Here is a 21,232-nt window from a genome sequence, read left to right as displayed (position 1 = left end):
GTTTGAACGACGGAGCTTCTTTTTAAATACTGCATTTATATGGTTCACGCCTACAAGTCATTTTGTAATTTTTTGGGACGAAACGCGCCTCGCCGCAAAGGACGGCGCCAGCCGTCTCGCCTTGCGCGGAGGCGTTGTGCGGAATCAAGAGGCTCGAAGCCGTTCGTGCATCTTCGATCCGATGAATCGCGATGAAAGGAAGAGGTGAAGGGTCTGATGGGGGCAGTGACAATCAAGTTCGACCGGTTCCCGGGCGGGCTGCGCAAGGCGGCCGCGTTCAGCTTCGACGATGGGCGCGATCACGATCGCAGGCTGGTGGCGTCGATGAACCAATACGGATTGAAGGGGACGTTCCATCTGAATTCCGGCGTCCTCGGGCGCGACGGACACGTCCGTCCCGATGAGGTCGCCGAGTTGTACAAGGGGCATGAGGTATCGGCCCATACGGTCGGTCATCCTTTCCTGGAGCAGTCTCCGGACGATCAGATCGTCCACGAAATCATGACGGACCGCGAAGCGCTCGAAGGGCTTGCGGGCTATCCCGTGCGCGGCATGAGCTATCCGTTCGGCACCTATGACGATCGGGTCGCGGCGCTGCTGCCGGCGCTCGGCATCGAATATGCCCGCACCATACGAAGCCACGGCGGCTTCGAGCTGCCCGCCGATCCGCTGCGCTGGCATCCGACCTGCCACCATAAGGGAATGATCGAGGCGGCCGAGCGTTTCCTGCAATCGCTGCCTTACCGCAACAAGATGGAGCTATTGCTGGTGTGGGGGCACAGCTTCGAATTCGAGAGCGACGGCAATTGGGACCTGATGGATCGGGTCGGCGAGCTGCTGCAGGGTCAAGAATCCGTCTGGCACGCCACCATGAGCGAGATCCTCGCGTATCGGCGAGCGCTCGGAGCGCTTCGCTTCTCCGCCGACCGGCGGCTCGCGCACAATCCTTCCGCCATCGACGTCTGGTTCAGCGCGGATGACGAACCGGTGAAGGTTGGCGCGGGAGAGATGATCCAATTATAATATGAAGGTTTCCCGTATGCAGCGCCTCCACGGGCTAGAGGATTCCAGCAGGGACCGAAGATGGCCGGTATGGCAGCAAGGCCAAAGGCACGAAGCGCAGGCTGACTGAATAAACGCGATGAGGGCTGCTCCGAGAGGGGCAGCCCTTTGCATGTTCGGCAGGCAAGTTAACAATTGCATTCCGGCCTTATATCTTTTAATATGAAAATTGAATTAATGTTTTTATCATTGGATTAATAATATAATGAATTCAACATGCCGACATTCTCATCTAACTCTGCATGCATGACCAAGCAACGCGTATTTGCGAGCCTAACGAAGCTATGATCGAGTTGAGGGGGGGATCTTGTGACCGTGCCGAACAGCGTTTATGCAGGTTATTTATTGGCGCATTTTATTGGGGAACAGCCTGACGGCGAGCAGGTGTATTTCGCCTACAGCGAGGACGGCCTGCATTGGAAGGACCTGAACGAAGGCTTGCCGGTGCTAAGATCCGAGCTTGGGGAGCAGGGTGTTCGGGACCCATTCCTCGTGCGCTCGCCCAAGGCGGATAAGTTCTATCTGATCGCTACGGATCTTCGCATCGCGAGCGGCAAAGGCTGGTCTGCCGCGGTGAATGAAGGGAGCCGCGACATCATTATTTGGGAATCCGCCGACCTGGTCGAATGGTCCTCGCCGTGGGGGGTCACGGTCGGCGTGCCGGATGCCGGATGCGTCTGGGCGCCGGAGGCGATCTACGATGAAGCGGCCGAGGAGTTCCTCGTGTTCTGGGCTTCTGCCACGCAGGGGCCGCATGAGGAAGAGCGGAAGCAGCGCATCTACAGCGCCCGTACCCGCGATTTTCGCAGCCTCACCGAGCCTGAGAAGTATATCGAACGCGACAACCATATTATCGACACGACGATCATCGCGCACAATGGCGCCTACTACCGGTACTCCAAGGACGAGACGACCAAGAATATCCGTGCCGAGAAAGGCGCCTCGCTGGCGAGCGACGCGTTCGTCCCGCTGCACGCTCCGGGGCTCGAGGCTTTACTGGGCGTGGAGGGCCCGCAAATCTACAAAATGAACAACCGCGAGGAATGGTGTATGATCGTGGATCGTTTCGCGGAAGGCAAAGGGTATCTGCCCCTGCTGACCACCGATCTGGATAGCGGCGAATTCCGCGTGCTGCCGGATGAGACGTTCGACCTGGGGACAACCAAGAAGCGCCATGGCGGCGTTATCCCGATTACTGCCGCCGAATGCAGCCGCCTGCTGGCGGCGTTCGGGGACGGCGGGCGAACGGGAAGCTGAAATAACTACAATATCGATCCAACTTGATCAAGGGTGGGATGAACGATCATGCAAGCCTATTTATTCGTCCATTTTAAGGAGAAGCGAACGCCGGACGGCGAACAAGTGTACTTCGGCATTAGCAAGGACGGCTTTCAGTGGGAAGCGGTGAATGAAGGCAGTCCCGTGCTGTGGAGCTACTACGGCGATAAGGGCGTCCGGGATTTTACAATCACGCGGACGACTGAAGGCAAGTTTGTCATTCTCGCGACGGACTTGAGCTTGTCGTATGGGATGTTGAACCAGTATCGGCATTCGTGGGAGGAGATCTCCCGGAACGGCAGCAAATGTCTCGCGCTGTGGGAGTCGGACGATCTGATTCACTGGTCGGAGCAGCGGATGGTCCAGCTGGGGAATGAGGACTTCGGCTGCCTATGGGCGCCGGATATCATCTACGACAAGCTAAGCGACGATTACGTCGTGCATTGGTCATCTTCGCATCGCAGCAATAACTTTGGCGAGAAAGGCATCTACTATTCCCGTACCAAGGATTTTGTACATTTCTCGGAACCGCAGCTGCTTATACAGAAGGACGACAGCGGCATTATCGATTCGGCCATCTACGAGGAAGACGGGAAGTATTATTTGTTCCTGAAGAGCGAGAAGAACCCGACCGGCATCATACTGATGGTATCCGAGCACATAACCGGGCCGTTCGAGAAGATTCCTGCGTTCGATGACAGCATGGCGGCGCTGGAAGGCGGACATTACGAGGCGCCGACGGCCGTTCAACTAGAAGATGGCCGGTGGTGTTTGTTCGCGGACCACTTTGGCGTCTCCGCGGAGAAGCAAGGGTATGTGCCGTTCATCGCGGAGAAACTGGCGGATGGGCAGTTCGTACGTTCGGACCAATCCTTCACGTTCCCGTATGGCTTTAAGCATGGCACGATCTTGAAGATTACGATGGACGAGTATGACCGGTTGAAGGCATTTAAGAAGATGCCGTCGGAGTATTAGCGTCTTGTCTGAGCGTGGCATCCTGTTCTATGCCGGGCTGACGTGGTATTTGTGGCGCGGCGGGAAGGACGAGGCGAAGGCGCCCTCAAAGGCGGAGGCGGCCGCCATCTGATAGGGCAAATTGCAGACCGGATGAACGGCGGCTGCGAATGCCGCGTAAGGAAAGGCTCCCGGCGCGACCTCGACGCCAGGAGCCTTTCCTGCATATTGCAAAGCGATCTTGCATGGGGAGTAATTCACTCGTTATCCCCAAGCGGCCAGCTCCATCTCGAAGTCGCTCGCGAAATCGGGGCTGATCGGCGTGACCCGGACGTTGACGTTCGTCCGCCAGATGTGGATCGGGATGTCGGGCGAGACGCCCTCGTAGACGTACAGCCCCTTGGCCTGCTGCTGGACCTGCTCGAGCTTCGCCTTCCAGATGCCTTGCTTACCGTCGGAGCCGACCGCCTCCACGCGGACGTCCTTGTGCCAGATGGCGCCGAGCCCGATCTCGGCGCGGAAGGCCGTCTTGGCCAGCCCGATCCGGCTGCTGTGGTCGGCCAGAATCTCCACCTTGCGGACGCGGACGGCGGACCAGTTGTCGCGTACGAATTGCTTGTAGGCAGCGACCCGGGAGGCGACCTCGAAGTGGTCCGCGGCGAACCGCTCGCCCCGCGCGCTCGCAGGGACATACACCTTGCGCCAATAATCGCTCACCATGCGGTGGGTATTATAGACGGGGGCGAGCGAGCCGATCGACTCCTTCATCATGCCGACCCAGTCCGTCGGGACGCCGCGCTCCCCTCTTTGGTAGAACAGCGGCACGATCTCGTCCTCCAGCAGCCGATAGAGCGCTTCGCTGTCCTGCCAAGCCTGATGCTCGGGATCGCCATCCGTCGCGCCTTCGATAGCCCAGCCGTTCCGCCCGTTGTAGCCTTCCACCCACCAGCCGTCCAGCACGCTGCAGTTGAGCACGCCGTTCACCGCCGCCTTCTGCCCGCTCGTGCCGCTCGCTTCCATCGGCTTCACCGGCGTGTTGAGCCAGACGTCGACGCCTTGCACGAGCTTCTTCGCCTTATCCATCGCATAGTTCTCCACGATGTGAACGCGGCCCTTGAACCGCTCTTCCCGGGATAGCTCGACGAGTCTGCGGATCAGCTCCTGACCCGGTCCATCCGCGGGATGCGCCTTGCCGGCGAACACGAGGCAGACCGGGCGTTGCGGATCGCCCAAGATACGCGCGAGCCGCTCCAGGTCGCGGAAGATGAGCAGCGCCCGCTTATACGTCGCGAACCTCCGGGCGAAGCCGATGACGAGCGGTCCATCTCCGGACTGTTCAATTGGCAGGCCGAGCGCTTGGATCATCTCGGATTTCGCCTGCTGATGCGCCTCCCACAGTTCTTTGGCCGGAATATCCCGCACAGGGGTCCAGATGTCCCGGTCGGCCGCGCGTACGGCCCAATCGGACGGGAGGTGCCGGTCGAACAATTCCTTCATGCCGGGCGCGAGCCATGTCCCGATATGAATGCCGTTGGTGACCGAATCCACTGGAATGTCATGTCTTGGAATGTGCGGCGTCCACCCGTGGAACAGATCGCGCGTCACCTCGCCGTGCAGCTTGCTCACGCCGTTCACCTTGGATGACGTGCTGACGGCCAGCCGCGTCATGTTGAACGCGCCGCCCAACTGCCCGAGCGACAGCACGCGTTCCTTGTCCGTCCCGAGCTGCCAGTAATAGTCGCCGAAATAGCGGTCCATTAGGTCGATGGCGAAGACGTCATGCCCCGCCGGCACCGGCGTATGCGTCGTGAAGACCGTGCTCGCCTTGACCGCTTCGAGCGCCGTCTCGAACGGAATGCCTTCGGCGGACAGCATCCGGATGCGCTCGAGCGCCAGGAAGGCGGAGTGCCCCTCGTTCATATGCCAGACGTTCGGACGGATGTCCAGCGCGGCAAGCAGCTTCGCGCCGCCGACGCCAAGGAGCATCTCTTGACGGATGCGGACGTCCGGATCGCTCGGATAGAGCGTGTCGGTCAAGCGCCGGTCCTCTTCCCGATTCGATTCCACGTCGGTATTGAGCAGATACAGCGTCACCGCGCCCACCTGGACGGCATACGCTTGGGCATGCACCTGCCTGCCGGCGAGCGTCACGTCGATGACGAGCGGACGATCTTCGCCATCTCGCACGAGCCGAACGGGGTAGACGCTCGCCTCCAAGTCGATATCGGGATACAGATGCTGCTGCCAGCCGCCCTCGTTAATGCGCTGCTGGAAATACCCTTTGCCATACAATATGCCGACGCCCGTAAGCGGAATATTCAGGTCTGATGCCGCCTTGACATGGTCGCCAGCCAAGATGCCGAGACCGCCCGAGTAGATTAGCAAGGATTCGTCGATTCCGAACTCCGCGGAGAAGTACACCACGCCGCCTTTTGGCATTTTTCCCACCTCATTATCGCGTAAAATCGCGCTTCGCCATGTAAGCGCCTTACTCGATGGCACTATAACTATATGCCGGATTGCGGTCCGCGTGCCCATTAAATTCGACAAGAGACTGTACCTTTCGTGTTGGACGAAGTCGAGGAAGGTCGTCTAGCTGTATGGGGCGAGCGGGATAAAACCTGCGGATTAAGGTCGAAAATGGATTTGGCGAAGAATGCTGCGTCGGTTGTTATTACGACAAGGGGAAGCTGATGAAGCAGGCGAGCGGGTCAATGTAGGCGCAACCGCGAATAAACGCTAACCCGAGCGAAGCCATGCGGCCGTGCCCGGGTTAGCGTTACTCCTAGATTATTGGCGCATCGGCCGCTTTCCTGGCCGCATTGTGCGCTATCCGATGCAAATGGTTGTTCTTCCGATGGCTGCGCATGTATTTGATTTGGACGTCCACCTCGGGATACCGGCGATGGAGATCGCGAAGCGCGGCCAATAGTTCATTGCGGCCTACCTCGTCCTGCGGATGTGCGAAGCGGTCCTGCGCGAGGAGGCGCGAGATGCGGCTGCAATCGGTATAGATGACGGCGTTGTTCGGCCGATGCTCCAGTAAGGCGTCGGCAAGCGTCTCCAGGCTAAGGACGATGGCCATCATTTCGCCGTAGATCGAACCTTGATCCCGCTCGATCGGCAGCTTCTTGGCGGCGACCCGCACCGTGCGGTTGTACACCGCGCAGACAGCCGTGCCGTACACGTTGCGTTCGGCGAAGCCGGCGTAGTCGCAGTAGAGGTACATCGTGCCTTTGTTGACGATATGCTGCCTAAGCCGCGGGATGGCATAGGCTTTCTGAATGAGCGGGTCTTTGGTTATATCCATCCATGCATCTCCTGTCAGCTGAAAATAAAGTATAGCACCGATAGTCAGCATCCCCAGACGAATGTCGCTGAGAAACGCCGTGCTTTAGCGAACTTAAAACGACAACAGGAACTCAAGTGGAACGAAGATATGCACGTTACCTCTCGTTTAAATCACAGTTGACAGATGCGAATTGTTGTATACACTAATAATTACCAGTCAACTGTAAAATAGTTGGATGGAGGTGAATGGATCCTACTTCATCGGTATTTGCAGCAAACATAGCAGCTCCTGAGCTAATCACTTATATAGAAATTCAGGATAAAGATCAACTCCTACAACGAGCAAACTAAGAACGCGGTATGACATTTAACGGTAGTTTAGTTAGTTACTCCCCAAGTTATTCCCCAAGTTATTCCCCTACTACACTTTCTTTTAGCTATAGTGTACCTAGTAATGTAGTTGCCGTAACTAATGCGGGATCATCGCTACCTGCAAATGTTGGAATCACAACTACAGCAACCTTGACAGCTTTTGGCTCATCATGGGTCCTGACTCATAATAATCGCGCATAAATCTTGATAGATGAACAAATGGTAGGAGCAACTCGATTGAGTCCGCTCCTACTATTTTTACGCTAGCAGATCAGCTTTACTCTGAATCTTTGACTGGGTGGTGAATCGAATTGAACCAAAAAAGCGTTTTGACCAGTGCCCTCTATCTCCTGTGGTCTGCCGCACTTATTGCCCTATTGTTCTGGGCTTCCCACCTTGAAAAGCAGGCTATCGACAAGTTTCAAAGCGTTGGAGAGTACCAAGCATTCTTCTGGAGCGAAAGAGCAATTTATTTTGGGATTGGCGTGTTGATCTCCCTTCTCTTCTTGAAGAGGGGAGGGGTTCGCGTAAATGGGCATCTTCTGCTGTTTGCGTTCGTTCCACTGTCTCTAGCGTCCCTTCTGACGCCCATCAACACGCTTACGCCGAATGCCCTGGTCATTCCGATCTCCTCGCTCGTCTGCGGGCTTCTCCTCGTCCCGCTTGCGCAGAAGAACGGTTCAACTTAACGAACCGCGAGGAACTGGAATGTATTCCTATTGCTGCGGCTCGGTACGCGTATCGCGTATGGGATCATGATAACTGAATCGGATGCAATTCGCCAACGCCGCGCCTGAGAGACGGACGTCATTTATTAATAGGGGTTCAAAATTCGACAGTGCGCGATAAGCGGCGAAACGTATAATGGACATAGGTTTAGAACGAGCTTGCTTTGATTTCGATGTTAGGGAGTGGAAGGTGGATGAAAGATCCGCGATTCGATGCAATTCGGCCAATTTTGGAAGCGGTTACCGATCGGATGATTCCAGGAGATGCCTGGCCGTCGGGGGCGGAGGGCGGCGTCCTGTCCTTTTTGGCGCGTCATGCGGCAGAGAATAGCGCAGACTGGCGCGAGGTGATCGAGCCGGGACTTCACGCTCTGGAAGCCGCGGCCATCGCCCGCTATGGCCATCCCTTTGCGGCGTTGGCTGCGCAGGAACAAGATTGGCTGCTGCAGGAAGCGGAGCAGGATGTTTTCGGGGACTGGCCCGTTTCGTCGCGGCGCTTCTTCAATGCCCTATTGCCGTTGGTCATGGAAGGTTATTATGGCAGCCCGGATTCAGGCGGGAATCTAGAGGCCAAGTCTTGGGCGATGGTCGGGTTCCGCCCTGGCACGGCAGATGAGCGGCAGGCGCCTATTCCGGAGACGGAGCTTCCGCAGAAATCGCTCGATGAGCTTCGAGACCAATACGACGCGGTGATCGTGGGAGCCGGAGCCGGGGGTTCCGTCGCGGCCGCCGTATTGGCCGAGGCTGGGCTTCGCGTGCTCGTCGTCGAGCGTGGAAGCTGGCTTCGGTACGGCGAGATCGGGAGCGATCATCTGCGCAACCATCGTTTCAGCAAGTACGGCCATAACACGGGACCGGCGCTCCAAGGCAGCCCGCGAACGATTCTTCTCCCGAGCGGGGAGGAGCGGGTCACCTCGCCCCATGAAGGCGACTACCATAACAACGCGATGACGGTGGGCGGCGGGACGCGAATCTACGGGGCGCAGGCGTGGCGATTTCATCCGGATGACTTCCGCATGGCGAGCCGCTACGGCATTCCGGAGGGAAGCTCGCTTCAGGACTGGCCGATTCGTTACGAGGAGCTCGAGCCTTATTACGAGCGTGCCGAATGGGAGGTGGGCGTCTCCGGCGATGGCGACGCCCACCCGGGACGCGGGAAGCGGACGCGCCCGTATCCGATGCCGCCGCTGCCGAGAACGCTCGAAGCGCAGCGCTTGGCCCGGGCGGCAGACAAGCTGGGCTGGGATGCGGGTCCGGTGCCGCTCCTCATCAACTCCGTGGAACGGGATGGCCGGCCGGCTTGCGGCCGCTGCGGTCAATGCGTCGGCTTCGCTTGTCCGACGAACAGCAAGAACGGCGGGCACAATACGATGCTCGTGCGGGCGATCGCGACCGGCAACTGCGATCTAATCTGCGATACCGCAGTCGCTTACATCGATACCGAGGGCGGCAAGCATGCCACCGGCGTGCGGCTTGTTCAGCAAGGCAACGGCTCGATCCGGCGGCGGCAAGTGCGGGCAGGTCATGTGGTCGTCGCGGCGGGCGCGATCGAGAGCGCGCGGCTGCTGCTGGGCTCGACGAGCGACGCGGAGCCGGACGGGATTGGTAACCGGCACGGACAGGTCGGCCGGCATCTTCAAGGCCATGTCTACTCGGGCGCTTACGGACTGTTCGATGAACCGGTGCAAGACGGCCTTGGTCCGGGCGTGAGCATCGCGACCTTCAATTTCGACCATCGTCAAGACAGCGGCATCATCGGGGGAGGACTGCTGGCCAACGAGTTCACGCGGCTGCCGATCCTGCATTGGTACCGCGCGCTTGCCCCGCATGCGCCTAGATGGGGGAGCGCAGGCAAAGCGACGATGCGCGAGACGTACTTGCGCACCAGCCATATTCAGGGTCCGATCCAAGAAATTCCGACCCCCGACTCCAGAGTTCGGCTATCGAAGACGGCGAGCGACCGCTTCGGACTCCCCGTCGCGCAGCTCTCCGGCGGTGCTCACCCCGAGTCGCTGCGCGCTTCGGCCTTGCTGGCCGAGCAAGCGGAGAAGTGGCTGTGGGCGGCGGGCGCGCGCGAAGTCTGGCGGACCGCGCCGGGCGCAGGTCTTAGCGCCGGGCAGCACCAGGCCGGGACGCTGCGCATGGGCGATGATCCCTCGACGTCGGTGACGGACCCGACGGGTCGCGTGCATGGCTACGACAATCTGTGGGTGAGCGACGGATCGGTGCACGTCACCAACGGCGGCGTGAATCCGGTGCTGACAATTCTGGCTTTGGCTTTCCGCACGGCGGAGAATGTGGCGAGGGGGAAATAATCTACCCCGTTTGTTCGGATTTTGATAACCGGATTCACTCCGCTACCGGAGTGAATCCGGTTATTTGTTTTTCATAAAATTAACGCAAACTGTTGGGAAACGGCATTAAGTTAACGGAGGACAGTTTATCCATAACCGTTTTTTACCTTTATATCGAGTTGCCTGACCAGTATGATTAAACTAAATTAACGATTAACAAAAATGGTTTAATTTTCTATTATTCATTATTGAGAGGAGCCTGAAATGGCTAAAACGAAACGCGGTAAAGGCTTGTGGAACACAGCTTCTAGAGGTAGGGGGATTTGTCCGATTTGCTTGTCGACCAGAATAAAGCTGCTTTATGCTGCGACAAACTCGGACGGAAAGCTAGTGACAGTCTGCAAGAAATGCAGCTCAGCAAGCGCGAAAACGGCGGATAAAGCGGTTTCGACAGTGAATCTAGGATTTCGAAGAAAGCTTCGTAAAGCGTTGATTCGACAGAAACAGAACTAGCGAAGATCGATAGCACTATAAAACCAACGCAGGCAACCGGGCCAAACGCTCGGCTGCCGCTCGCCGTTGAAAGTACGGGCGGAAGGTTCAGACGCCGTCTTCTTACCGCTGAAAGCGAAGCTAAGTCTCACTCAGGCGCAGGGTGAAAGTTGGTTTAATAACGATATTAAAAATTATGGAGGTGCTTCATGTTTAAACCAGGCGTAACGATATGGTACAGCGTCAAAAGCTTGAACGAATCGATTCTTTTTTATAAAGAAAAGTTAGGATTTGATCTCGCGTTCCACGACTCCGCCTCGGGAATGGCCATGATGAATACCTCAACCGAGGGTTGCATAATCGGATTTTCGGAGGCGGAAGAAATCATTCCTTCCACCTCTTCGACTGTATTCGAGGTCTATGATATCGAGGCAGCTAAGCAATCTTTGGAACAAAAAGGCGTAGTGTTCATGGGGGAAATAGAAACCGTACCGGACATGGTGAAACTGGCAACATTCGCTGACCCCGACGGGCACAGTCTGGTGTTATCCGAGGAATTGACCCGCTCTGAGTACAGAAATTCGCGTACTCCAGCTGTCGCAGGAGATGTCGGGACAATGGACAGTACCGATCTTGTTTGCGTTGGAGACATGCAGGGGGCGATTTACACCCATGCAGCATCATTTGCAAATTTCCCCTGCGCGACTAAGCGAAAATCTAAAACGGATGACCGAAAGCGGACTGCTCCAGCATCTGTCTCCCCATGAACGACGCCATCCCGCGTTACCCGAATACGTGCTGAGCACGAGCTCGGATACGGCAGGTTGTCTGCGAAAGCCTGGAACCTGCCCGTCTTGCTTGCGCTTCATTTTGACGATGAACATTTTCAAGATATTAAGCAGGCCCTTCAGCAGGTGACGCCGGGGATGCTATCTGCTCGCCTGAGCGAGCTCCATGACTTGGGTGCGGTGAAGAGACTGCTGAGTGAACAACAGCGGCCCTCGTTCTTGTATCGGCTGCACCGCCATGCAGAAAAGCCTCTCTATCGCCTGGCCGACAATTTGGAATCTTTGGTGTAAACTTACGGTTAAAAATTATCGACACAAACAACCGATTCTGAATAGAATCGGTTGTTTGTGCAATTTGGACTATTCGTCTCCAATAGCGATCGCTTCGGGCTTTTTGTCCAGGGAGAAGGGATAGGGGAAGCCGAGCTTATCGCAAAGCCTTACCTGCATGCTGCTCTCTTACTGCGCCGTATACCCACCGTCTACGATCAAGCTGTTCCCCGTCATGTACGACGAATCGTCGCTTGCGAGGAACAGGATGACCTGCTGGTGATCAACCGTAATTATACGTATTTGTAATACGAGATCGAAGGCAGCAACGACAATGCGACCTACACGACGAAACGAACGGGGAATTCGACGCAGGGGTTGACCACCGATATGCTTAGCAGTACTTACCTATATATCCGAGTTACGGTCACCACCTCCAGCTACAGCGGCGGCAACGCGGCCAGCTAGGAGTTTAAGGTGTATGGATGAACGGGGTTAGCGAGCCGGGTAACTTCGGACATTCGTCACCTCGTATTATGCACGCTGCCTGGAATGGTCTTAGCGACGCTGCTTTGCCGCACATGGCGACCGTGTCGACGATGTCATCCACGTCTGAACGCAACATTTCGCGAACGCGTCTTTCATTGGCCCAAGTGGAACGAAGGAGCTTTATCAGAGAGATTGTTTGGGTAATGAGGGTGTAATGAGATGGAGCGCCAAAGACGATACTGGGTTGGAGGCAGGTGACGAAGCATGACATTTTTGAGGCGCAATAAGCGGCTATTATCGTTGTTTCTGGTCTTAGGTATCGGATTGATTCTGTGGTCGAACGATTATATCTCCAAACGAGATACAGTCACCGAGGCGCTGAAGTCTTCCATCCAGCAAGCGGCAGTCGTTGCACAATTAAATAGCAAGGTGCGGGGCAAAGTCGTGGATACCAACAGCATGCCTTATTATGCGGTCGATATGCCTACCGTTAACCGCATGCAAAATAACCCACATCCAATCAAGGATGTGGATTATCTCGCGTGTTGTATTCGCTCGCCGGGCCGCCTCCCATCTACGCATCCCGGCTCACGCGGAACCCTTGGTCCGGACCATAGCCATTAGCTTCGAATTTGCCGCGATACGCAAGCTCGCTGCTCTTGACGTCGCCCATCCAGCCGCCGCCCTTCAGCACGCGCATGGAGCCGCTATCGCTAGCCGAGCCCGTCTCCGCATACCAATCCCAGCACCATTCCCGCACATTGCCGGACATATCGTACAAGCCCAGCTCGTTGGGCTTCTTGCCGCCGACGGCGTGGGTGCGACTATGGTTGCTCTCGATGATCGGCCAGTTCCAATCACCGGATAAGTATTGGTCGCCGGCATTGCGCCAATACCAGGCGACTTCATCCGGATTGCCGCCACCGCTGTACGAATAGCTCTTGCTGAGCTGCCCGCCGCCTGCGGCGTATTCCCACTCGGCTTCGGTCGGCAGGCGGTAGCCGTTCGCGCCCGTATTGATCGTGACGATCCACTTCACCGTATCGTACTCGCTCTTGTTATTCGGATCTGACTTCGTCTTGTCGATCGCGTAATAGGGCTGCAAGCCTTCTAGCAGACTCCGCTTGTTGCAATACTCCACGACGTCGTACCAGCTTATCATCTCCACCGGCTGATCCGCGCCTTTGAACTGGGAGGGGTTGCTGCCCATGACCGTCGTCCATTCTTGCTGCGTAACCTCGTATTTCCCGATATAAAAGCTCGCAATCGTCTCGTCTTTGCCATAGTGGCCGAACTTGGCATGCTTGAAAGCGCCGCCTTCGACAAGCACCAGGTTGTCCGTCTTGGCCAGCTCTCTTGACGTCTGTTCCGCTTGCGTCTGTTTGTTCTGCGTCGGGGCAGGCTGCATCACTTCGGCCTTACTCGAAGAACAGCCGCTGGTGGCCACCGCCGCCGCGGCCAACAGCACAATGATTCGCCATCTCATAGGTTAGCAATTCTCCTCGATTGGGATGGGAAAAGGCATAGGCCGCGGACGGCCTATACCTTTAGACGACCTCTCGTTACCAAGGTGACGAGCACCTCGTTATCATTCCATAGCCGGACATTCGACCAGCTGTCCGGTCTGGTTATCTTGCCTGCAACCGGCTGATTACCACACCGTGACGTTAGAGCTGCCGCTGCTTTGGTAGCCTTCCGTCGCGAGCACTTGGTAGGACCAGCTGCTGCCCAGGTTCATGCCTTTGCTCTTCCAGGCGTTCACGTGGTTGCCGAACGTAATGGCCGCGTTGCTGCCGGTCGGCCGCTTCGACTGACGGACGCTCCAGAACTGGGTGAACGTCTGCGTGCCGTCGATGGATGGCGCGTTGTAGCGCGTCGTCGTATAGATGTCGTACGTGCCGCCGTCGCTAGTCACCGTGCCTTTGAACGAGCCGGTCGGTCTGTACGTGCCCCAGCTGTCGACGACGTAATATTCGATGAGCGAATTACGCGTCCACCCGTAAAGTGTCAGATATCCGTTGCCGCTAGGCGCCCAGACGCCGGCATTGTAGTTGATCGTGCGCGTCGGGGAGCCGGTCGTCCAGCCTTTGCCGACGACGAAGTTGCCGGTGTTCGACCAGTTGACGCTGTAATTGCCGCCGGACCCGTTGACCGCGTTGACCGTGCCGCCGCCGTCGGTCCAGTTCTGCCAGTAGTCCGTCGCCGCGCTCGCGGAAGCCGCGAACGCGCTGAACCCGATGGAAGCCGCCATAATGCCAGTCAACATTTTCTTGTTCATCTTCATCATTAATAACCTCCTAATAAGTTGGGTTGGAACGACATGCCTGCACTCGATTCGTCTGCCGATTCGCGCTGCCGTACATGATGTTGGATCAGCCTCTTTGAGCTGTCGATGACCACCTCCTCGCTAGGAAAATAATAAGAGAAAGCGCATTCATTTGAACTTGAGAAATTAAAGATTAACCTATACAAATTTAAGTTTTTACAAATCGTGGGATTGGGTAGTTGTATTTCTCGGGAACGAAACGCGCCTCGCCGCAAAAGACGGCAATTGCCGTTTCGCCTTGATTTAGTTAGTTTTGTATAGTTCCTTTCTAACTTTAATCTGCTATAGTAGGTGAAGATTTAGGCTGGGCGATAAGAAGAGAGAGGATCGCCAATTCAGGCCTTACGAAGATCGACACTATGGAGACGAGGAGAAAACCATGACAGTGGCAAAATCAAACAAGTTGGACCGTTTGCGGCTAGTCCTGCTGCTTGGCGCTTTTTCGGCGCTAGGCCCGCTTACGATCGACATGTACTTACCGTCCTTCCCCGAGATTACAGCCGATTTCGGCACGCAGGCTTCGCTCGTGCAGCTCAGCTTGACGGCCTGTCTGATCGGGCTGGGCTTGGGACAGATTATTATGGGACCGCTGAGCGACGTCCATGGGAGACGCATGCCGATTATCATTTCGATGGCGCTCTACCTGGTCGCTTCGTTCGTCTGCGCGATCTCGCCGAACATTTACTTCTTCATCGGGGCGCGCTTCGTGCAAGGATTCGCGGCTTCGGCGGGCATCGTCATCTCCAGAGCGATCGTGCGCGACTTGTACAGCGGGACGGAACTGACGAAGTTCTTCTCCATGCTGATGCTGGTCAACAATCTGTTCCCGATGATCGCGCCGATGGCCGGCAGCGGCGTCATCTCCTTTACGACGTGGGTAGGCGTATTCATCGTGCTGGGCGTCGTCGGAATTGCGCTCGTCATCCTGGCCACGACGAACTTGAAGGAGACGCTGCCGGCCGAGAAGCGGGTGCCCGGGAATTTCGGCGAGCTGGTCACCGGTATTCGGTCGCTGATTCGGGACCGGCATTTCATCGGCTGCGCGCTGGCCCAAGGCATTATGATCGGGGGCGTATTCGCGTACGTGTCCGGGACGCCGTTCGTCTATCAGAACATCTATGGCGCGTCGCCGCAGCTCTTCGCGCTGCTGTTCGCCTCCAACGGCATCAGCTTGATTATCGGCTCGCAGGTCGTCGGGCGGTTCAGCCGGGTGTTCTCGGAACGGAATTTCGTCATTCTCGGCTTGCTCATGTCCTGCGCGGCCAGCTTGACGGCCTTGCTCGTGATTTTGCTGCAGGGGCCTCTGTTCGCGCTCGTCATTCCGCTGTTCTTCTTCGTCGCCTCCATCGGGATGACGGCGACCGCTTCCTTCGTGCTGGCGATGGGCTCGCAAAGTGAACGGGCAGGAAGCGCGTCCGCGCTGCTGGGCCTGCTCCCGTTCGTCATCGGGTCCATTACGTCGCCGCTCGTCGGCGTCGCGGGTGAGTATTCCGCCGTGCCGATGGGCGTCATCATCGTGTGCACGAGCGTGCTGGCGCTTCTTGCGTTCTTCGGCTTGGCCGGGAAACCGGAGGCGAAGCTTGGGAAGGAGCAGGTCGTCACGGAGGCTTTTCATTAGAAGCGAATAGCGGCAATTCGCCGATCGGCGCAAGGGACCGACCACTTTTTGTGGTCGGTCTCTTTTTTGCGTTGGCGAACGAACTGCATTTGTCGAATTTACACGGAAGTGAACGTCTGCCCCTTCATGGGGTTGGCCCAATCGGGTATCCATCAGCAGCATATGTTAGTGACAGAGAGAGGAAGAGTCACAAATTCATGGCCCAATGGAGATGACAGCATGCCGAATCAATCAGAGGGAGCCGGTGCATCCGGCATTCGGATCGACGTTCTTATTCCTGCTATCAGCAAAGATCTGAAGACGTTGCCGCACGTCGTAGAGGCGGTTCGCCGCCACTCGCGCCATAAGATCGGCGAAGTCGTCATCGTCGCGCCGCGGGAGGAGGCCATCATGGCCGCTTGCCGCGCCCACGGATGGCGATTCGTGGACGAGAACACGGTACTGCCGATTACGAAGAAGCATATTCATTACCGTTCGGCCCGCTGGGAGCGATCGGGATGGCTGTTCCAACAGCTGCTGAAACTGAGCGGCGATAAGCTCGTAAGGTCGGAGCATTTTCTTGTCATCGACGCGGACACGGTGCTGATTCGGCCCCACCGATTCCACTCGGGCGGACGCACGACGTTCTACACGCGAGGATGGAGCCAGCCGGAATATTTCCGGACGTACCGGAAGCTGATGGGAAGAGAAGCTTCGTCGCCGCGGTCCTTGGTCACCCATTACATGCTGTTCGAGAAAAGCAAGCTGCGCGAGATGAAGCGGGTCATCGAAGCCAGACACGGCACGAGCTGGTACAGAGCCATCCTCAACAGCATCGACCGGACCAAGCAGTTCGGCTTTAGCGAATACGAGACCTACGGCAACTACGTGTACACCCGTTATCCGAACAGCGTCCGCTTGCTTCCTGCTCTCAACCGCGCGCTGCACACGCGCGTAGGCCGGATGACGGCTCGGCGCTATAAAACACTGGCGGCCCGATACCGCTCCGTAAGCTTCCATGAACGTAAAGGATACGTTCGGAGCGCGTCTTCTCGTCCGGCGCCTTCCCAACCATCGCGGAGCGGAATCAGATTGAAGCGCGGCAAGACGGCAGCTGCGCGCAGAGGCTGAGCGGATGGCGGCGAACAGATATCGCAAGCGGCGGGCAGGAATGCGCGGCTTGGCGGCCGGTGCCGCCCGCTCGCCGCGGTATCGGGTCTATTGGCACGGTCCCCTTCACCGGAGAGGGGGGCTGGGCGGGGCCAGCAAGGCTTATGCGGGGGCGCTTCGGCGCCAAGGCATTCCGGTTCACGCCAGCTCTTCCCTCCTAATCCCGCGGCCGCCCGCCTCCCGCGAGAAGCGCGTGCTGGTCTATCATTACGCGCCGCATACGATGAACCCCGAACGCGCGAGGGGGCTTGGCTACGACAAGGTCGTCCTCAACACGGTATGGGAAACAACGAGGATTCCGGCCAACTGGCGCCAGGCGATTAACCGCTATGACGCCGTGCTGGTACCGACTCGTCATAACGTGACGGCGATGCAGAGCAGCGGCGTCCATGTCCCCGTATATTTGGCGCCGCATGGCGTGAATACGGGTGATTATCGCCCGTCGAATCCGCCTGCCCGGCTGCTCGGGAGCAAGGGCAAATTCGTGTTCCTCTCCGTATTCGGCTTCCAGCACCGCAAAAATCCCGAGGCTCTGCTGCGCGCTTACTGGGAGGAATTCACGGATCAAGACAACGTGCTGCTCGTCATCAAGACGAGCGGATACGGCGCCAGCGAGGACGGAGCATGGATCCGAAGCCAGATCAGCCGCTACCGCGCATCGCTGCGTATTCCCCATCGTCCGGCGCCGCTGCTGCTCTTGACCCGCCATATGGACAGCCGCGCGATGAAAGGTCTCTATACCGCGGCACATGCATTCGTGCTCCCCACCCGGGGCGAAGGCGTCGGCATGCCGTTCATGGAAGCGATGGCGAGCGGCATTCCGGCGATCGCGACGGCATGGGGCGGGCAGATGGACTTCTTGACGCCGTCCAATTCCTTCCTTGTCCCTTACCGGCTTATGCGGCCAGCGGCTTCCATGGGCAAGAGTTCCGCTATTTCCCGTTCCTTTAGCGGGCTGTTTGCGGAGCAAGATCAGCTGTGGGCCGAGGTTGACCTTGGCATGCTGAAGATGCAAATGCGCCGTGCCTATGCGAATCCCTCGCTCTGCCGCGAGAAGGGACGCCTGGCGCGCCGGGACATGCTGGGCCTAGGCTGGAATGCGGCTGGACGCGCCATGGCATCCGTGCTTGCTCGGGTCGTGGCGGATGGTCGCGGACCGCGAGTGGCGCGCCTGACAGGCGGGGTGTTGCTGAAAGGGAAAGCCGTGCCGAAGGCGGCGAGGGCCGGGGGGCCACGTGCAGGGGACCCGGAACAGAACCGCCAACCGTGGCTGGGCAGCAGCATCAGGCGGCATCCTCGATAGATGCGCGCATGAACAGAAAGGGGGCATCGAACAACGTTGCGAATCGTGCTATTATCCGGGGGTTCGGGCAAGCGGCTGTGGCCGCTGTCCAACGAGATCCGGTCCAAGTTGTTCTTGAAGCTGCTTCCGGGCGAGGACGGCCAGCCGGAATCGATGATGCAGCGCGTCTGCCGGCAGCTTGAGGCAGCGGGCTTGCTCGAGCGGGCCGTTATCGTCACCCACTGCAGCCAGACGGAGATCACGCGCAGACACGCCGGAGCGGACATTCCGATTATCGAGGAGCCGCTCAAACGGGGAACGTATACGGCGATCGCGCTGGCATGCTCGGTCCTAGCGGCCGAGATGAAGGCTGCGCCGGACGAAACGATTGTCGTGCTGCCGGTCGATCTATTCGTGGAGTCTTCCTTCTTCCGCGTGCTGCGGCAGCTTCCGGAGGCGCTGCGTCAGGCGGACGCCGACATCGGGTTGATCGGCACCCCGCCTTCCCATCCTTCGAGCCAATACGGCTATATGGTGCCGAGGCGCAAGGCGGCTTCCGGACGGCGGGGTCGGGCAGGCGCCGTCCCCTCCGGAGCGGAAGGTACGGATGCGCCGGGCTGGATCGGGATCGAGCGTTTCACGGAGAAGCCCGACCCGCCAGCCGCCGCCAAGCTGATGAAGCAGGGGGCGCTATGGAATTGCGGCGTGTTCGCTTTTCGACTGGGGCATATGCTGGAGAGAATGCGAGGGGAAGGACAGCCGACGACGCCGGCGGAGTGGGCGGACAAGTACGCCGGCTTGCCGGAGGCGAGCTTCGACGAGGAAGTGGTCGAGCGGTCCGCGCGCAGAATCGCGCTGGTCTATGAGGGACCTTGGCATGATCTCGGGAGCTGGGAGACGTTCACGCGGCATATGGAGGAGCGGCGGGTCGGCCGGGGACACGTCGGCGAGGACTCGCCGAACACGCACCTGGTCAACGAGCTTGATCGCCCAATCTATGTTCTCGGGGTGCCGGACGCGATTGTCGCGGCAAGCCCGGACGGCATCCTTGTCGCGAGGAAGAGTGAGTCCAACCTTGTCAAATCGCTGCTGGGCGAGGAAGCGCGCATGCCGATGTACGAAGAGAAACGATGGGGCATATGCCGGACGCTCGATTACATGGAGACAGAGCAGGGAGGCGTGCTCACGCGGCGGGTCGAGCTGCATCCCGGCGGCCGCACCAGCTACCATTCGCACGCGAGGAAAGAGGAAGTGTGGACGGTGCTGTCCGGGCGCGGGCGCTTCATCCTGGAGGACCAAATCCACGAGTTGGGGCCAGGGGAGGTCATGCGATTCCCGCGCGGCGCGCGCCATGGCGTGCAGGCAGACACGGCGCTGCTGTGCGTGCAGGTCGAAATCGGGCAGGTGCAAGACGAGACGGACATCGTGCGGCTGTCGACGAGCTGGTGAAGAGGGCGTATAATAGAGTCTTATTCAATCCAGCGAGCAAGCTTCCAAGCTTCCGAGTGTCGACTAGAAAACTAGAGACATGGCAGGTTTTATTCTGCCATGTCTTTTTTTATTGTTTAAGAGTTAAGGAGATTATGCAACAGCTCAACGTAAAGCGTGTCCGCGCAAGCGGACGAAAGCGAAGGTCAGCACGAAAGCACCAAGAGAGTCGGAACGAAGCAGGATACCACCACAAGGCTCAACGTAACGAACGAAGCTCGAACAAGAGCCTGTCCGAAGGACAAGCGGGCTCCCTTCGAAAGGACACATCAGGGACGGCCGCGAATCGAATTACGCTTAATTGAGGAGTCCAGAGGGTGCAAACCCTCTGGTTCCCCTCCGAGTGGAGGGGGAAGGGGCGAGTTGAAAAAACTTATGAAAGATTTAGGCCACGAATACGCGGATATTTTGTTCTACACGCCGAGCGAGTTCGAGAAGCTGGGCGGGCTCTGGCCGCTGCGCACGGGGCACAACGTGGCGAAGGCCAACTACAGCGTGGGGCCGAGGGTAATCGAATGCTATTCCTTTCATTTCGTCCTAAGCGGCGCGGTCACGCTGTCCACCATGGGAGAGACGGTCACCTTGACGAAAGACAGCATGTTCTGTCTCTTCCCGGATGTGAAGCACAGCTACTGGGTCTCGCAATACGACGCCGACGAGCCTTTGCGGCTGCGCTGGCTGGCGTTCACGGGACCGCAGGCGGAGCTATTGGTGAGCCGCATCGGGCTGACGGAACGCAGACCGTATATGCGCAACAAGCTCACGGCTGAGCTGTCCGGGCTGCTGCAAGGCTGCATGCAGCGGATGGACAATTCGCAGAACGAAGGGGATTTGCAGCTGCAGAGCATGCTGTACCGGTTATTCGAGCTGTTATCGCGGCCGCTTCCTCATGCGGCGGAGGACAAGGATTGGCTGCGTGCATGCTTGCGGCACATGGAGACGCATTACGCCGAAGGCATTACGGTCGCGGACGTCGCGCAATTCGCCGGGATGAACCGCTCCCATCTGTCCAGCAGGTTCAAGGATAGCGTCGGCATGAGTCCGCGGGATTATTTGATCAAGCTGCGGATGGAGCGCGCGGGCGAAATGCTGCGGAGCCGGACATTATCCGTCACCGAAATCTCGCATTCGCTCGGCTATACGGACTTGTATACATTCTCGCGCGCGTTCGGCACGTTCTATGGCATGTCGCCTTCGAAATATCGCGCCCGCCTCTTCCTACCGAACGAAATGCTAAATGAGTGACAACGAAATGTCATTTCTATGTGCCGCCCGATACGTTATGCTAAATATAGCACTTAAAACCTACTATATAACTTAGATTACTATGATTTTGGGGAGGCGGCATTAG

The 21,232-nt window shown here is 57.9% G+C and carries 17 protein-coding genes and 2 pseudogenes; 14 read left to right on the top strand and 5 right to left on the bottom strand.

Annotated features, from left to right (window positions below; all coding sequences use genetic code 11):
* The first annotated feature begins 216 nt into the window (after window positions 1–216).
* The 3 genes from ACFFSY_RS14405 to ACFFSY_RS14395 all read left to right on the top strand — a co-directional run bounded on the left by ACFFSY_RS14405 (window position 217) and on the right by ACFFSY_RS14395 (window position 3,315).
* Window positions 217–1,023 carry a polysaccharide deacetylase family protein gene (locus ACFFSY_RS14405; protein WP_377495092.1) on the top strand — a complete coding sequence of 269 codons (807 nt, stop codon included), beginning with the start codon at window positions 217–219 and terminating at the stop codon, window positions 1,021–1,023.
* A gap of 348 nt (window positions 1,024–1,371) precedes the next feature.
* Window positions 1,372–2,319, top strand: a complete 948-nt coding sequence (locus ACFFSY_RS14400) for a glycoside hydrolase family 43 protein (protein WP_377495090.1) — start codon at window positions 1,372–1,374, stop codon at window positions 2,317–2,319.
* 48 nt (window positions 2,320–2,367) lie between these two features.
* Window positions 2,368–3,315 carry a glycoside hydrolase family 43 protein gene (locus ACFFSY_RS14395; RefSeq protein WP_377495088.1) on the top strand — a complete coding sequence of 316 codons (948 nt, stop codon included), beginning with the start codon at window positions 2,368–2,370 and terminating at the stop codon, window positions 3,313–3,315.
* A 243-nt stretch (window positions 3,316–3,558) separates the two neighbouring features.
* On the opposite strand, the gene glgP is transcribed toward ACFFSY_RS14395, so the two are convergent.
* Window positions 3,559–5,733 carry an alpha-glucan family phosphorylase gene (glgP, locus tag ACFFSY_RS14390; protein ID WP_377495086.1) on the bottom strand — a complete coding sequence of 725 codons (2,175 nt, stop codon included), beginning with the start codon at window positions 5,731–5,733 and terminating at the stop codon, window positions 3,559–3,561.
* A gap of 346 nt (window positions 5,734–6,079) precedes the next feature.
* A complete protein-coding gene (locus ACFFSY_RS14385; protein WP_377495084.1) occupies window positions 6,080–6,604 on the bottom strand; it encodes a hypothetical protein in 525 nt (174 codons plus the stop codon).
* Between the two features lie 664 nt (window positions 6,605–7,268).
* Between ACFFSY_RS14385 and ACFFSY_RS14380 the strand changes: the two genes are divergently transcribed.
* The 6 genes and pseudogenes from ACFFSY_RS14380 to ACFFSY_RS14360 all read left to right on the top strand — a co-directional run bounded on the left by ACFFSY_RS14380 (window position 7,269) and on the right by ACFFSY_RS14360 (window position 11,550).
* On the top strand, window positions 7,269–7,646 hold the full coding sequence (locus tag ACFFSY_RS14380; protein ID WP_377495082.1) for a hypothetical protein: 378 nt from the start codon (window positions 7,269–7,271) through the stop codon (window positions 7,644–7,646).
* 233 nt (window positions 7,647–7,879) lie between these two features.
* The gene (locus tag ACFFSY_RS14375; protein WP_377495080.1) at window positions 7,880–10,000 is read left to right on the top strand and encodes a GMC family oxidoreductase; all 2,121 of its coding nucleotides are present in this window, start codon (window positions 7,880–7,882) and stop codon (window positions 9,998–10,000) included.
* Window positions 10,001–10,243: 243 nt separating this feature from the next.
* Window positions 10,244–10,492 (top strand): hypothetical protein, encoded by a 249-nt coding sequence (locus tag ACFFSY_RS35130; protein WP_512699692.1) that lies wholly within the window; start codon window positions 10,244–10,246, stop codon window positions 10,490–10,492.
* Between the two features lie 188 nt (window positions 10,493–10,680).
* A pseudogene (locus ACFFSY_RS14370) lies at window positions 10,681–11,001 on the top strand (VOC family protein); the annotation flags it as partial.
* 76 nt (window positions 11,002–11,077) lie between these two features.
* Window positions 11,078–11,389, top strand: a complete 312-nt coding sequence (locus tag ACFFSY_RS14365; RefSeq protein WP_377495078.1) for a winged helix-turn-helix transcriptional regulator — start codon at window positions 11,078–11,080, stop codon at window positions 11,387–11,389.
* Window positions 11,296–11,550 carry a winged helix-turn-helix transcriptional regulator gene (locus tag ACFFSY_RS14360; RefSeq protein ID WP_377495076.1) on the top strand — a complete coding sequence of 85 codons (255 nt, stop codon included), beginning with the start codon at window positions 11,296–11,298 and terminating at the stop codon, window positions 11,548–11,550. Before ACFFSY_RS14365 ends, ACFFSY_RS14360 begins: the two co-directional genes overlap by 94 nt.
* Window positions 11,551–11,718: 168 nt before the next feature.
* On the opposite strand, the pseudogene ACFFSY_RS14355 reads toward ACFFSY_RS14360, so the two are convergent.
* The 3 genes and pseudogenes from ACFFSY_RS14355 to xynA all read right to left on the bottom strand — a co-directional run.
* Window positions 11,719–11,805: pseudogene (locus ACFFSY_RS14355) on the bottom strand (SDR family oxidoreductase); the annotation flags it as partial.
* Between the two features lie 787 nt (window positions 11,806–12,592).
* The gene (locus ACFFSY_RS14350) at window positions 12,593–13,504 is read right to left on the bottom strand and encodes a formylglycine-generating enzyme family protein (RefSeq protein ID WP_377495074.1); all 912 of its coding nucleotides are present in this window, start codon (window positions 13,502–13,504) and stop codon (window positions 12,593–12,595) included.
* Between the two features lie 165 nt (window positions 13,505–13,669).
* Window positions 13,670–14,305: an endo-1,4-beta-xylanase XynA gene (xynA, locus tag ACFFSY_RS14345; protein ID WP_377495072.1), complete on the bottom strand. Its 636-nt coding sequence runs from the start codon at window positions 14,303–14,305 to the stop codon at window positions 13,670–13,672.
* A gap of 418 nt (window positions 14,306–14,723) precedes the next feature.
* On the opposite strand from xynA, the gene ACFFSY_RS14340 reads away from it, so the two are divergent.
* From ACFFSY_RS14340 to ACFFSY_RS14320, 5 genes are all read left to right on the top strand, one after another.
* Window positions 14,724–15,962 carry a multidrug effflux MFS transporter gene (locus ACFFSY_RS14340; protein ID WP_377495070.1) on the top strand — a complete coding sequence of 413 codons (1,239 nt, stop codon included), beginning with the start codon at window positions 14,724–14,726 and terminating at the stop codon, window positions 15,960–15,962.
* Between the two features lie 219 nt (window positions 15,963–16,181).
* On the top strand, window positions 16,182–17,072 hold the full coding sequence (locus tag ACFFSY_RS14335; RefSeq protein WP_377495068.1) for a DUF6492 family protein: 891 nt from the start codon (window positions 16,182–16,184) through the stop codon (window positions 17,070–17,072).
* A 4-nt stretch (window positions 17,073–17,076) separates the two neighbouring features.
* Window positions 17,077–18,414, top strand: a complete 1,338-nt coding sequence (locus ACFFSY_RS14330; RefSeq protein ID WP_377495066.1) for a glycosyltransferase — start codon at window positions 17,077–17,079, stop codon at window positions 18,412–18,414.
* Between the two features lie 45 nt (window positions 18,415–18,459).
* Window positions 18,460–19,842, top strand: a complete 1,383-nt coding sequence (locus ACFFSY_RS14325; RefSeq protein WP_377495103.1) for a sugar phosphate nucleotidyltransferase — start codon at window positions 18,460–18,462, stop codon at window positions 19,840–19,842.
* Window positions 19,843–20,244: 402 nt separating this feature from the next.
* A complete protein-coding gene (locus ACFFSY_RS14320) occupies window positions 20,245–21,126 on the top strand; it encodes an AraC family transcriptional regulator (protein WP_377495064.1) in 882 nt (293 codons plus the stop codon).
* The last annotated feature ends 106 nt before the right edge of the window (window positions 21,127–21,232 follow it).

The sequence above is a fragment of the Paenibacillus aurantiacus genome (assembly GCF_042431225.1).
GTDB lineage: Bacteria > Bacillota > Bacilli > Paenibacillales > Paenibacillaceae > Paenibacillus_Z > Paenibacillus_Z aurantiacus.
This window is presented reverse-complemented; position numbering and strand designations above follow the sequence as displayed.

What these genes read in the sequence shown, in the direction of transcription:
- ACFFSY_RS14405 (WP_377495092.1), top strand. Translation starts at nt 217, where the DNA reads ATGGGGGCAGTGACAATCAAGTTCGACCGGTTCCCGGGCGGGCTGCGC.
- ACFFSY_RS14395 (WP_377495088.1), top strand. Translation starts at nt 2,368, where the DNA reads ATGCAAGCCTATTTATTCGTCCATTTTAAGGAGAAGCGAACGCCGGAC.
- glgP (WP_377495086.1), bottom strand. Translation starts at nt 5,733, where the DNA reads ATGCCAAAAGGCGGCGTGGTGTACTTCTCCGCGGAGTTCGGAATCGAC.
- ACFFSY_RS14385 (WP_377495084.1), bottom strand. Translation starts at nt 6,604, where the DNA reads ATGGATATAACCAAAGACCCGCTCATTCAGAAAGCCTATGCCATCCCG.
- ACFFSY_RS14375 (WP_377495080.1), top strand. Translation starts at nt 7,880, where the DNA reads ATGAAAGATCCGCGATTCGATGCAATTCGGCCAATTTTGGAAGCGGTT.
- ACFFSY_RS35130 (WP_512699692.1), top strand. Translation starts at nt 10,244, where the DNA reads ATGGCTAAAACGAAACGCGGTAAAGGCTTGTGGAACACAGCTTCTAGA.
- ACFFSY_RS14365 (WP_377495078.1), top strand. Translation starts at nt 11,078, where the DNA reads ATGTCGGGACAATGGACAGTACCGATCTTGTTTGCGTTGGAGACATGC.
- ACFFSY_RS14350 (WP_377495074.1), bottom strand. Translation starts at nt 13,504, where the DNA reads ATGAGATGGCGAATCATTGTGCTGTTGGCCGCGGCGGCGGTGGCCACC.
- xynA (WP_377495072.1), bottom strand. Translation starts at nt 14,305, where the DNA reads ATGATGAAGATGAACAAGAAAATGTTGACTGGCATTATGGCGGCTTCC.
- ACFFSY_RS14340 (WP_377495070.1), top strand. Translation starts at nt 14,724, where the DNA reads ATGACAGTGGCAAAATCAAACAAGTTGGACCGTTTGCGGCTAGTCCTG.
- ACFFSY_RS14335 (WP_377495068.1), top strand. Translation starts at nt 16,182, where the DNA reads ATGCCGAATCAATCAGAGGGAGCCGGTGCATCCGGCATTCGGATCGAC.
- ACFFSY_RS14330 (WP_377495066.1), top strand. Translation starts at nt 17,077, where the DNA reads ATGGCGGCGAACAGATATCGCAAGCGGCGGGCAGGAATGCGCGGCTTG.